Raw genomic sequence first — 12,444 nt, 5'->3', positions numbered from 1 at the left:
GCTCGCTCCCACAGGAGGTATGCATTCCAAATGTGGGAGCGAGCCTGCTCGCGAAGGCCGCGACGCGGTTCCGGATCAACCCTCAGGTTTAAGGATCAACACCGCCAACGGCGGCAGGTTCAATTCCAGCGACATCGACTGCCCATGGCTCGGCACATCTTCAGTAAACGCCCCGCCACCATTGCCATAGTTGGAACCCGCATAAGTGTCAGCATCACTATTGAGCAACTCCGTCCAGCGCCCGGCGAACGGCACGCCGACCCGATACGCCTGACGCGGCACCGGCGTGAAGTTCGCCACCACCAGCACCGGTTTGCCGTCCTTGCTCCAGCGCAGCCAGGCATAAACACTGTTGATCGCATCATCACCAATCAACCACTGGAAACCCTGAGGCGCATCGTCCTGATCGTGCAGCGCCGGCTCTTCGCGGTACAGCCGATTAAGGTCGCCAACCAGTTTCTGCACGCCTTTGTGCTCGGAATACTGCAGCAGATACCAATCCAGCTGTTGATCGTGATTCCACTCGCGCCACTGACCAAATTCGCAGCCCATGAACAGCAGCTTCTTGCCCGGATGCGTCCACATGAAACTCAGATAAGCACGCAGATTCGCGAATTTCTGCCAGCGATCGCCGGGCATCTTGTCGATCAGCGAATGTTTGCCGTGCACCACTTCATCGTGGGAAATCGGCAGGATAAAGCGCTCGGACCACGCGTAAACCAGACCGAAACTCAGCTCATTGTGATGATGCGCGCGGTACACCGGATCCTGCTGAATGTAATGCAGCGAATCGTGCATCCAGCCCATGTTCCATTTGTAGGCAAAGCCCAAACCGCCCTGCTGCGTGCTCTGGCTGACGCCCGGCCACGCGGTCGATTCTTCGGCGATCACCAGCGCGCCCGGTGCTTCCAGCTCAACCACGTCGTTCAAATGCCGGAGGAAGTCGATGGCTTCCAGATTCTCCCTACCGCCATGGCGGTTCGGCACCCATTCGCCAGCCTTGCGCGAATAGTCGCGATACAGCATCGAAGCCACGGCATCGACGCGCAGACCGTCAATGTGGAAATGCTTCAGCCAATGCAACGCCGAAGCGAGCATGTAGCCATGCACTTCAGTGCGCCCGAGGTTGTAAATCAGCGTATCCCAATCCTGATGGAAACCTTCCAGCGGATTGCCGTATTCGTACAGCGCGGTGCCGTCGAACTGCGCCAGACCGTGGGTATCGGTAGGGAAATGCGCCGGCACCCAGTCGAGGATCACGCCGATATCCGCCTGGTGGCAGGCGTTGACGAAGTCGCCGAACTGTTCCGGCGTGCCGTAGCGCGCACTCGGGGCGAATTGCGAGAGCAACTGATAGCCCCAGGAACCCCCGAACGGGTGCTCCATGATCGGCATCAATTCGATGTGGGTGAAGCCAAGTTCTTTCACGTACGGAATCAGCCGCTCAGCCAGTTCCGGCCAAGTGTACTGGCGCGCGACTTCGCCAAGATCATCCAGCTCACATTGCCACGAACCGGCGTGCAGCTCGTAAATCGACAGTGGCGCTGAATGTTTTTGCCGATCATGACGGCTGTTCATCCAGTCCTGATCCTGCCAATCGACTTGCAGCGGCGCGGCGACTTTCGACGCGGTGTCCGGCGGCAGGCTGGTGGCCAGCGCCATCGGGTCAGCCTTGAGCGGCAGAATCCCGTGCGCGCCGAGAATCTCGTATTTGTACAACTCGCCCGCTTGCAGGCGCGGGATAAACAACTCCCAGACCCCGGACGGATGGCGCAAACGCATCGGATGACGACGGCCATCCCAGACGTTGAAGTCACCGACCACCGAAACGCGTCGCGCGTTCGGCGCCCACACGGCAAAGCGCACGCCGTCGACACCATCGACGCTTGTCAGTTGCGCGCCGAGGCAGCTACTGAGGTCGCGGTGATTGCCCTCGGCAAACAGATACAAATCCATTTCACCGAGTAACTGGCCGAAGCTGTACGGATCTTCCGCCACTTGCTCGCCACCGGCCCAACGCGTGCGCAACTGATACGGACGCGCCTGATCGAAATGGCCGACAAACAGCCCCGGTGTTTCGGTCTGCTCCAGCGGCCCGCGTTCTTCGCCGGAGTCCTTGTCCAGCACGACAACGCTCAATGCACCGGGTAAATACGCACGGATAAACTGCCCGCCGGCGCCATCGCCGTGGGGCCCCAGAATCGAAAACGGATCGTGATGTTCAGCACGTACCAGCGCGTCGATGTCCTTCGCCGCCGGCAACAATGCTTCTTTCTGACCCTGTTCCTTGTTCGAGAAACTCATGACTACTCTCCACCAAGATCGGAAAAGGGTTTAAGCCCTGTCAATAACCCATACAAACCGTGCAACGGCACGGGCAGCCACGTCGGGCGATTTTCGGCTTCATAGGCCACTTCATAGGCCGCCTTCTCCAGACCGAACAATGCCAGCGCAGCGTCGGCCCCTTCAGGATCTTGCCAAGCATGATCAAGACTAGCTGCCGCTCGGCGATATGCCTGAACAAATGCCGCTCGCGCTTCATTCAAATAACGTTGCGCGACACGACGACGTGCGTCTTCAGACTCCGCGCCGTGATCAACGTTCTGCACATTGATGGTCATCGCCGCGGCGTAATCGAACGAACGCAGCACGCCGCTGACATCTTTGTACGGACTGTGTTTGCCTCGGCGCTCACTCAATGGCCGCGCCGGTTCGCCTTCGAAATCGATCAGATAGGCATCGCCCTTGATCACCAGCACCTGACCCAAATGCAGGTCGCCGTGAACACGAATCTGCAAACCGCCGACAGCTTTTTTCGCCAGATCCTGGACGTGGGCCAGAATGGTTTTCTTCTCGTCGAGCAAGCGTTTGACCAGTTGCTGATCCGCCGCGCTGAGTTCGCCCTGATGCTGCTTGAGCAGTTTCAGCGCGTGCTCGACTTGCGCGGCGATATCTTTGCCCGTGGCCTGCGCATCCTTGGCCGTCGACACCTGCGGCGCAAAATCGGCGTTGTCAGTCGGCGCGGCGAGCACTTTGTGCATCTCGCCCAAACGCTGCCCGAGCATGCCGGCAAAATCCTTCAACTCGCCGAGTGCGTTGTAATGCTGTTCCTGCTCGGACATGGCATCGGCGAGTTCGTCGCGCAGCGCCCGTTCGAGGTTGTTCTGCGTCCATTCCCAGGCATCGCCCTGATTGCTCAGATAGCCTTGGGCGATCATCAACAGATTGTCTTGACCCTTGGCGTCGCGGCGAATCACCGAGCCAAGCAGCGGCGAGATATTTTCGAAACCGGCCTTGGTCAGGTACGCGCTCATCTCCAATTCCGGGTGCACGCCCGAGGCGACTTTGCGAATCAGTTTCAGCACCAGGCTGTTGCCGATCACTACCGAACTGTTCGATTGCTCGGCCGACAGGTAGCGCACTTCCGACTCAGCACCAAGGCCGAGTTTTTCCAGTTGCGCGGTCGGTGCGAAGCGAATTTCACCTTCGCTCGATTCGAGCACGGTGTTGTTCTGCATGCCCTGCAGCACGGCGCGGATAAACGCTTCGAGGCTGAACGCATCGGTGATCAAGCCGACCTGACGCACGCGACGAACGCGCGCCAACGCCAGTTGCTGCGGCAATGCCGGGCCGACCTGATCTTCAGCAATGAAACCGAAGGGCAGCTGATAACGGCTGGTGTGGCCAGCGCTGGTGACCTCGATTTCGCTGAGCAACACCGGATGCTGGGCATCGCCGAAGCGCACGCCGTAAGCCATTTGCACGTTGTCGATGGCCGCGCCTTTGCCGGCGAACCAGCGACGGTTTTGCAGCCAGTTCGGCAGGATGTTTTGCTCCAGCGTCGCGCGGGATGGCGCTTCCAGCAGTTCTTCCATGCGCTTTTTCAGCACCAGCGTGGTGAAGTCCGGCAGGCTCTGCGCGGGCTCGACGTGCCAGCTCGGCATCTGGTTTTCCGAGGCCAAGGCAAACCAGTAGAAGCCGTACGGCGCCAACGTCAGGAGGAAATTCAGTTGGCCAATCGGCGGGAAGGCATTACCGCCCAACATTTCCACCGGCACCATGCCGACGTAGGCCGACAAATCCAGCTCCGCCGCTTGCGCACTGCGCGAGACGTTCGCCACGCAAAGAATGATCTCGTGTTTGCCATCGGCGTCGGTGAATTCGCGGGTGTAAGCGAGAATGCGGCGGTTGCTTGGCGAGAGCATTTTCAGCGTGCCGCGACCAAAGGCTTTCGACTGTTTGCGCACGGCAAGCATGCGCCGCGTCCAGTTGAGCAACGAATGCGGATCGCCCGCCTGGGTTTCGACGTTGACCGACAGATAACCGTACTGCGGATCCATGATTGGCGGCAGCACCAGACTGGCCGGGTCGGCGTGGGAGAAACCGCCGTTACGGTCGATCGACCATTGCATCGGCGTACGCACACCGTCGCGGTCGCCCAGATAGATGTTGTCGCCCATGCCGATTTCATCGCCGTAATACAGAGTCGGCGTGCCGGGCATCGACAGCAGCAGGCTGTTGAGCAGTTCGACGCGACGACGATCACGTTCCATCAACGGCGCCAGACGTCGACGAATGCCGAGGTTGATCCGCGCGCGACGGTCAGCGGCGTAGTAATTCCACAGGTAGTCACGTTCTTTATCGGTGACCATTTCCAGCGTCAGTTCATCGTGGTTGCGCAGGAAAATCGCCCATTGGCAGTTCGCCGGAATTTCCGGGGTCTGACGCAAAATATCGGTGATCGGGAAACGGTCTTCCTGAGCCAGCGCCATGTACATGCGCGGCATCAGCGGGAAATGAAAGGCCATGTGGCATTCGTCGCCATTGAGGCCTTTGGCGTCGGTATCGCCGAAATACAGCTGCGTGTCTTCCGGCCACTGATTGGCTTCGGCGAGCAGCATGCGGTCGGGGTAATTGGCGTCGATCTCAGCGCGAATCTGCTTGAGGACGTCGTGGGTCTCAGGGAGGTTTTCGTTGTTGGTGCCGTCGCGCTCGATCAGGTACGGAATGGCGTCGAGGCGCAGACCGTCGATACCCATGTCCAGCCAGTAACGCATCACCGAGAGCACGGCTTTCATCACTTGCGGGTTATCAAAATTCAGGTCGGGCTGGTGCGAATAGAAGCGGTGCCAGAAGTACTGGCCGGCGACCGGATCCCACGTCCAGTTGGACTTTTCGGTGTCGAGGAAGATGATCCGCGTGCCGTCGTATTTCTGATCGTCATCCGACCACACGTAAAAGTCGCGCGCCGCCGAGCCGGGTTTGGCTTTGCGGGCACGCTGGAACCACGGGTGCTGGTCGGAGGTGTGGTTGATGACGAGCTCGGTGATTACTCGCAAGCCGCGTTTGTGCGCCTCGGCGATAAAGCGTTTGGCGTCGGCCATGGTGCCGTAGTCGCTGTGCACGCCACGGTATTCGGCAATGTCGTAGCCATCATCGCGACGTGGCGACGGGTAGAACGGCAGCAGCCAGATGGTGTTGACGCCGAGTTCGGCAATGTAATCAAGCTTGGCGATCAGGCCCGGAAAGTCGCCAATCCCGTCGTTGTTGGAGTCGAAAAACGATTTGACGTGAACCTGGTAAATCACCGCATCCTTGTACCAGAGCGGGTCTTTGATGAAGGTGGCTGCATTGGGTTTCTTCGCCATGTGAAACTCCTGCTGAATTCTTTAGCAACGCCCCACGATGATCGTTCCCACGCTCTGCGTGGGAATGCCGCCATGGACGCTCTGCGTCCGATCATTACGTATCAAATAGCGGTAATCCGCCAAATCCCGAACGGCTGATATGCCGGGTCAATCCGCATGAACTGGTATTTGCCATGCCAGTCCCAGCGATGCCCGTTCATCAAATCCTCACCGTGGGTCGTCGCGTCATCCGGCAGGCCCATTTCCCACAACGGCAGTTCGAAATTCGCTTCCTGCACGTTATGCGGATCGAGGCTGACCGCGACCAGAATGAAGTTGCTGCCATCGGCGCTGCGCTTGCCGAAATAGAGAATGTTGTCGTTCCAGGCGTTGTAGACCTTCAGCCCCAAATGCGTGTGCAGCGCCGGGTTCTGCCGGCGGATGCGATTGAGCTGGGCGATCTCGGCAATGATGTTGCCGGGCGCGGTGAAGTCGCGGACGCGGATCTCGTACTTCTCCGAATCGAGGTATTCCTCTTTACCCGGCACCGGCGCCGCTTCGCACAGTTCATAGCCCGAATACATGCCCCACAGGCCCGAGCCCATGGTCGCCAGCGCCGCGCGGATCAAGAAACCCGGACGCCCGGACTCATGCAGGAACGCCGGATTGATGTCGGGCGTGTTGACGAAGAAATTCGGCCGGTAGCACTCGCGCCACGGCGATTCATTCAGCTCGGTGAGGTACGTCGCCAACTCAGCCTTGGTATTGCGCCAGGTGAAATAGGTGTAACTCTGCGTGTACCCGACCTTGCCCAGACGCGCCATCATCGCCGGCGTGGTAAACGCCTCGGCGAGGAAGATCACTTCCGGGTGCAGCGCGCGCACATCGGCAATCAGCCACTGCCAGAACGGCAGCGGTTTGGTGTGCGGGTTGTCGACGCGGAAAATCTTCACGCCTTCATTGACCCAACCGACGACGATGTCACGCAACTCGACCCACAGGCTCGGAATCGCATCCGGCGCGTAAAAGTCGACGTTGACGATGTCCTGATATTTCTTCGGCGGGTTTTCCGCGTATTTGATCGTGCCGTCCGGGCGCCAGTTGAACCAGCCCGGATGCTGCTTGAGCCACGGGTGATCCTGAGAACATTGAATGGCGAAATCGAGAGCGATTTCCAGACCATGATCGGCAGCCGCCGCCACCAGTCGACGGAAGTCTTCACGAGTGCCGAGTTGCGAGTGAATCGCCTCGTGACCGCCCTCCTCGCTGCCAATCGCGTACGGACTGCCCGGATCATCCGGCCCCGCCGTCAGCGAGTTATTGCGGCCCTTGCGATGCGCGCGGCCAATCGGGTGGATCGGCGTGAAGTACAACACGTCGAAACCCATGTCCTGAATCATCGGCAAGCGCGAGTGCACGTCATTAAAGGTGCCGTGACGTTTGGGGTCGTCGGTGATCGAGCGCGGAAACAGCTCGTACCAACTGGCGAACTCGGCCAGTTCGCGTTCGACGTCCATCGGGAATTCAGCGCTGACGCTCAGGTAGGCGCGGTGATCGGCCTCGGCCATCAATTGCGCACTGCGCGAGTGCAGAAACAGCGCGACCTGCTCGGTTTCGAGCAGCCCGGACAGTTCATGGTGCAGCGCAGCGAGCTGTTCGCTGAGCTGACCTTCGCTGCGTTCGGCAGCTTGTTGCACCATCGTCCGGCCTTCCTGCAACTCCAGCGAGACCGGCACGGCGGCGGTGTGTTTCTTTTCCAGTTCGTACTGGAAACTGGCGAAATGATCGATCCACGCTTCGATGCAATAGAGGAAACGGCCCTGATGCTCGGGGCGGAACTGACCCTTCCAGCCATTGTTGCCCTGGTCGGACATGACCTCGCTTTGCCAGGTTTCCTCGCCTTCCTCGCGCCAGCGAATGCGCACCGCCAACTTGTCGTGACCGTCGGCGAAGACTTTGCTGGTTACCACCACTTCACGGCCGGCAATCGACTTCACGGCGAACTGCCCGCCATCGAGGGTCGGCATGGTGTCTTCAATGGCGATGCGTGGCAGCAACAAAGCCTGCGACAGCGGAATGTGCGGGTTGTAGCTTAGTTCTGAGGGGTTTTCAGCAGTCATTGAGCATCTCTCCTTAACGCCCAAAGGACGCTCTTGTGCCGGTTCAGCGTTCGCAATCGAGCGCCCGTCCGGAATGAACTCACTTAGGTTCCGAGCGACCGGTGCCGGGAAAAGTTCAGATGAAATTGCCGTTACAGAAAAGCGGATCGAATTCGCCACGAGGTGGTCAATCCACTTAAGCACTTCTCACGCCATGTGCCACACGGAGGTCTACAGATGAACATCCCGATCCCGGCCGAAACACCCGATCCGAACATCGACAAACCCACTCTTCCAGAAACCGAGCCGCAACCGATTCCAGAGCAAGAGCCGCCAGGCACCACGCCTCCACCGAAAGAAGAACCACCAACGACGATGCCGCCCGTGATCGTCTGACCCGGCCACCGATCGTTCCCATGCTCTGCGTGGGAATGCCGCCGGGGACGCTCCGCGTCCCATTGCACGCGGGAAGCGATGAATTAGAGGAGATCGTTTTTCTGCTCATCCTTTTCAAACAAACGCACGATCCGTGGCATCACGCTGAAAATCCCCAGCGCCAGCAAAGTACTCAGCAGCGCCGTCGCCTCCTTGCCCAACCCCGCCGCCACCCCAATCGCCGCCGTCATCCACAGCCCCGCTGCCGTAGTCAGGCCTTTGACGTGACCTTCATCACCTTCCTTGTTCTTCAAAATCGTGCCCGCACCAAGGAAGCCGATCCCGGCGATAACCCCCTGCAGCACCCGGCTCATCGCATCGGACTCCGCCCCTGACGTCTGTGGCACCAGCACAAACAGCGCCGCGCCGAGCGCCACCAACATGTGCGTGCGCACCCCGGCCGCCTTGCCTTTATGCTCGCGTTCGAAACCGAGAATCCCGCCCAATACCGCCGCCATCACCAGCCGTACGGTGATTCGCGTGAGCTGCGACGCGTCACCAATGTCGGCAAATTCCGCTTGCAGCGTCACCCACACTTCATGCCACCAGGCGTTCATCGTGCCGTCCTTTTTATGAGTCGATAGATGATGGACAGCGGCGACCATTAATCGGTTGCGCCGAACGATCGGCAAAGCATGCGCCCTAACATTTCAGACACCCCCGGAAAAAGGACAGCCCCATGCCCCTGCGCGTCGATGAATCCAATCCCGAGCAAAAAGTGTGTTTTTTTACCGTCGAACATGGCGAGGAAATTCGCATCTGCGACACCCTGGAAGTCAAAACGGACAGTGAAAAAGCCATGTCTTTCGTTGAGATAGAAGGCAAGCGCGTGTACATCACCGAAGCAGAAGCCGACGCCTTGACCGTAGCAGGTGCCAAGGACGGTCGTAAGCATCTCAAGGCTGATGAGAGTGATTCGGTGATTTGACTGACCTTGGTCAACACCCGGCGCAGACGCCTGCGATAGGCGTTTGCGCCTTTACCTGCGGGCTGCTTCAAGTTGTCGCAGGACATGTCCAAAAGCGCATCTGATACGCTTTTTATTAAAATACCTGAGTCTGTTATGCAAACAGATCGACGCCCATAGTTCGCTGGCCTGATGGAGGCTGATGAGCGAACGACCATGAGCGAACAAATCCCCGTCCGAACCGTAGAAGCATCTCCAACCATAAAAAACATTCCCGCACGCCCAATGAAGGCGACGGCAAAATCCAGCGACAATCAAATCCACACCCGCAGCTTCACCGGCCTGTTCCGCACCTTGCGGATGAGCGGCGCGGGGTTTCTGTTTTTGTTGTTTTTCGGCACGGTGTGGCTGAACTGGGGCGGGCGTCAGGCCGTGCTCTGGGATCTGTCGGAAAGCAAATTCCACATCTTCGGCGCGACCTTCTGGCCACAGGATTTCATCTTGCTGTCGGCACTGCTGATCATCGCCGCGTTCGGCCTGTTCGCCATCACCGTGTTTGCCGGGCGGGTCTGGTGCGGTTACACCTGCCCGCAGAGTTCGTGGACGTGGATTTTCATGTGGTGCGAGAAGCTCACTGAAGGCGAACGCAACCAGCGGATCAAACTGCAAGCGGCGCCGTGGAGCCTGAACAAACTGGCGCGCCGTGCCGCCAAACACACTTTGTGGCTGGCGATCAGCGTGCTGACCGGGCTGACTTTTGTCGGCTACTTCACGCCGATTCGTCCGCTCGCTGAAGAGTTGCTGACGTTGCAAATCGGCGGGGTCAGTCTGTTCTGGGTGCTGTTCTTTACCGCCGCCACCTACATCAACGCCGGCTGGCTGCGCGAAGCGGTGTGCATGCACATGTGCCCGTATGCGCGATTCCAGAGCGTGATGTTCGACAAAGACACCCTGACGATTGCCTACGACGTGGCGCGCGGCGAAAACCGTGGCCCGCGCAAACGCGATGTGAAACCCGCCGAAGCCGGTTTGGGCGACTGCATCGACTGCCAACTGTGTGTGCAGGTATGTCCGACCGGCATCGACATCCGCGACGGTTTGCAGATGGAATGCATCGGTTGCGCGGCGTGTATCGACGCCTGTGATTCGATCATGGACAAAATGAATTACCCGCGCGGGCTGATTCGCTATAGCTCTGAACGCGAACTGCAGGGCGGTAAAACCCACCTGCTGCGGCCTCGGCTGATCGGTTACACGGTGGTGTTGCTGCTGATGATCGGCGCACTCGCCCTGGCGTTGGTCGAACGGCCGATGGTCTCGCTGGACGTCACCAAGGATCGCGGACTGTTCCGGGAGAACGCTCAAGGCCAGATCGAAAACATCTACAGTCTCAAAGTCATCAACAAAACCCAGCAACGTCAGGTTTACAATCTGAGCCTTTTGGATGGCGACGGCTTTCAGTTGCAGGGTAAGACTGAACTGAGCCTGGCGCCCGGGGAGATTGTCGATGTGCCGGTGTCGGTGGCAATGACCACGGAACGGCCCGCAAGTAGTTCGCAGACGTTGAATTTCAAAGTGAGTGACAGCGATGAGCCGGAGGTTTACAGCGTGGCGAAGAGCCGGTTTGTGGCGCCGATGAATCGCTGATCCGTCAGCCGCTCCCCCCTCACCCCAGCCCTCTCCCCCGAGGGGGCGAGGGGGAAAGGGAGCAGATCTCCATGTAATTCAAATCCTGAGTTCGACTGTAATTTCTCAGGTCGATGCAAATTGAACAATCAACTCGGTCAGTCCCCTCTCCCTCCGGGAGAGGGCTAGGGTGAGGGGCTTTTCCCCTGACACCCATCAATCAACAAGCACCAAGGCTCCTCGATGAAACGCTACGAAAAATTCGCCGACGACATCGCTGAACTGATCCGCTCCGGCGTTCTCGGTCCCGGCCAGCGCGTGCCCTCGGTGCGCTACGCCAGCCAGACCTACGGCGTCAGTCCCTCCACCGTGTTTCAGGCCTATTACCTGCTCGAACGCCGTGGCCTGATCCGCGCCCGGCCGCGCTCCGGCTACTTCGTCAACGCCCACGCGCCGAGCCCGTTCTCGGAGCCGGTGATCAGCCATCAGGTCAACGAATCCACCGAAGTCGACGTCAGCGAACTGGTGTTCTCAGTACTCGATTCGATCAAAGATCCAAACACCGTGCCCTTCGGCTCAGCCTTCCCCAGCCCGACCCTGTTCCCCCTGCAACGCCTGTCCCGGTCGCTGGCCAGCGCCGCGCGAGAGATGGATCCGCGCATGGTCGTCACCGACATGTCGCCGGGTAACCCGCAACTGCGCCGCCAGATCGCCCTGCGTTACATGGTCGGCGGCCTGATGCTGCCAATGGAAGAGTTGCTGATCACCAACGGCGCCCTCGAAGCGCTGAACCTGTGCCTGCAAGCGGTGACCGAACCCGGCGATCTGGTGGCCATCGAAGCCCCGGCGTTCTACGCCAGCCTGCAAGTGCTCGAACGCCTGAAACTCAAAGCCGTGGAAATCCCCGTGCACCCGCGCGACGGCATCGACCTCAACGTGCTCGCGCAGACGCTCGAACGTCACCCGATCAAAGCCTGCTGGTGCATGACCAGTTTCCAGAACCCGATGGGCGCAACCATGCCTGAGGCGAAGAAGCAGGAACTGGTCGAACTGCTGCGCCACCACCAAGTGCCGCTCATTGAGGACGACGTCTACGCCGAACTCTATTACGGCCAGCAAGCACCGAAACCGGCGAAAGCCTTCGACACGGAAGGTCTGGTCATGCACTGCGGTTCGTTCGCCAAAAGCCTGGCGCCCGGCTACCGCATCGGCTGGGTCGCTGCCGGGCGCTACGCGCAAAAAATAGAACGGCTGAAGCTGATGACCTCGCTGTGCGCCTCGATGCCCGCACAAGCAGCGATTGCCGACTACCTGCAACACGGCGGCTACGACCGCCACCTGCGCAAGTTGCGCTATGCCCTGGAAGAGCAGCAAAGCGCCATGCTCGCCGCCATCGCTCGTTACTTCCCGGCCCAGACACGCGTCAGCCAACCCGCCGGCGGCTACTTTTTGTGGCTGGAACTGCCAGAGCAGATGGATTCGTTGAAGTTGTTTCAGATGGCGCTGGCGCAAGGCATCAGCATCGCCCCGGGGCCGATCTTTTCGCCGACGCAGCGCTTCAGGAACTGTATTCGCCTGAACTATGGCAGCCCGTGGACGGAGGATTCGGAGAAAGCGATGGAGACGCTGGGGCGGATTGTGCGGTCGTTCTGACAGCTTGATGTTGCCGCCGCTACCGCCTTCGCGAGCAAGCCCGCTCCCACACTGGTCATGTGTCGTTCACACATCCAATGTGGGAGCGGGCTTGCTC

At 59.5% G+C, this 12,444-nt stretch carries 8 protein-coding genes; 4 read left to right on the top strand and 4 right to left on the bottom strand.

The window, feature by feature from the left end; translation table 11 throughout:
• Window positions 1-75 precede the first annotated feature (75 nt).
• From glgB to QMX93_RS26970, 3 genes are all read right to left on the bottom strand, one after another.
• The gene (gene glgB / locus QMX93_RS26980) at window positions 76-2,304 is read right to left on the bottom strand and encodes a 1,4-alpha-glucan branching protein GlgB (protein WP_282358580.1); all 2,229 of its coding nucleotides are present in this window, start codon (window positions 2,302-2,304) and stop codon (window positions 76-78) included.
• A 2-nt stretch (window positions 2,305-2,306) separates the two neighbouring features.
• Window positions 2,307-5,648: a maltose alpha-D-glucosyltransferase gene (treS, locus tag QMX93_RS26975; RefSeq protein ID WP_282358579.1), complete on the bottom strand. Its 3,342-nt coding sequence runs from the start codon at window positions 5,646-5,648 to the stop codon at window positions 2,307-2,309.
• A 101-nt stretch (window positions 5,649-5,749) separates the two neighbouring features.
• Window positions 5,750-7,747 (bottom strand): alpha-1,4-glucan--maltose-1-phosphate maltosyltransferase, encoded by a 1,998-nt coding sequence (locus QMX93_RS26970; RefSeq protein ID WP_159812036.1) that lies wholly within the window; start codon window positions 7,745-7,747, stop codon window positions 5,750-5,752.
• Window positions 7,748-7,963: 216 nt separating this feature from the next.
• Here QMX93_RS26970 and QMX93_RS26965 point away from each other — a divergent pair, with 216 nt between their 5' ends.
• A complete protein-coding gene (locus QMX93_RS26965; protein ID WP_003224520.1) occupies window positions 7,964-8,122 on the top strand; it encodes a hypothetical protein in 159 nt (52 codons plus the stop codon).
• An 83-nt stretch (window positions 8,123-8,205) separates the two neighbouring features.
• On the opposite strand, the gene QMX93_RS26960 is transcribed toward QMX93_RS26965, so the two are convergent.
• The gene (locus tag QMX93_RS26960) at window positions 8,206-8,718 is read right to left on the bottom strand and encodes an MgtC/SapB family protein (RefSeq protein WP_053120597.1); all 513 of its coding nucleotides are present in this window, start codon (window positions 8,716-8,718) and stop codon (window positions 8,206-8,208) included.
• A 122-nt stretch (window positions 8,719-8,840) separates the two neighbouring features.
• Here QMX93_RS26960 and QMX93_RS26955 point away from each other — a divergent pair, with 122 nt between their 5' ends.
• The 3 genes from QMX93_RS26955 (at window position 8,841) to mapR (ending at window position 12,347) form a co-directional block, all read left to right on the top strand.
• Window positions 8,841-9,089 carry a DUF3203 family protein gene (locus QMX93_RS26955; protein ID WP_053120599.1) on the top strand — a complete coding sequence of 83 codons (249 nt, stop codon included), beginning with the start codon at window positions 8,841-8,843 and terminating at the stop codon, window positions 9,087-9,089.
• Window positions 9,090-9,284: 195 nt separating this feature from the next.
• Window positions 9,285-10,715, top strand: coding sequence for a cytochrome c oxidase accessory protein CcoG (gene ccoG, locus QMX93_RS26950; protein WP_282358577.1), 1,431 nt, complete (start codon window positions 9,285-9,287; stop codon window positions 10,713-10,715).
• Window positions 10,716-10,937: 222 nt separating this feature from the next.
• Window positions 10,938-12,347, top strand: coding sequence for a GntR family transcriptional regulator MpaR (mapR, locus tag QMX93_RS26945; protein WP_212550714.1), 1,410 nt, complete (start codon window positions 10,938-10,940; stop codon window positions 12,345-12,347).
• Window positions 12,348-12,444 lie beyond the last annotated feature (97 nt).

The sequence above is a fragment of the Pseudomonas sp. PS01303 genome (assembly GCF_029959385.1).
GTDB classification, from domain to species: domain Bacteria; phylum Pseudomonadota; class Gammaproteobacteria; order Pseudomonadales; family Pseudomonadaceae; genus Aquipseudomonas; species Aquipseudomonas rustica.
Note: the sequence above shows the minus strand (reverse complement) of the source record. Positions and strands in the feature narration are given on the sequence as shown.

Bases quoted from the DNA above. Each gene is read 5' to 3' on its own strand.
- glgB (WP_282358580.1), bottom strand. From the start codon at position 2,304: ATGAGTTTCTCGAACAAGGAACAGGGTCAGAAAGAAGCATTGTTGCCG.
- treS (WP_282358579.1), bottom strand. From the start codon at position 5,648: ATGGCGAAGAAACCCAATGCAGCCACCTTCATCAAAGACCCGCTCTGG.
- QMX93_RS26970 (WP_159812036.1), bottom strand. From the start codon at position 7,747: ATGACTGCTGAAAACCCCTCAGAACTAAGCTACAACCCGCACATTCCG.
- QMX93_RS26965 (WP_003224520.1), top strand. From the start codon at position 7,964: ATGAACATCCCGATCCCGGCCGAAACACCCGATCCGAACATCGACAAA.
- QMX93_RS26960 (WP_053120597.1), bottom strand. From the start codon at position 8,718: ATGAACGCCTGGTGGCATGAAGTGTGGGTGACGCTGCAAGCGGAATTT.
- QMX93_RS26955 (WP_053120599.1), top strand. From the start codon at position 8,841: ATGCCCCTGCGCGTCGATGAATCCAATCCCGAGCAAAAAGTGTGTTTT.
- ccoG (WP_282358577.1), top strand. From the start codon at position 9,285: ATGAGCGAACAAATCCCCGTCCGAACCGTAGAAGCATCTCCAACCATA.
- mapR (WP_212550714.1), top strand. From the start codon at position 10,938: ATGAAACGCTACGAAAAATTCGCCGACGACATCGCTGAACTGATCCGC.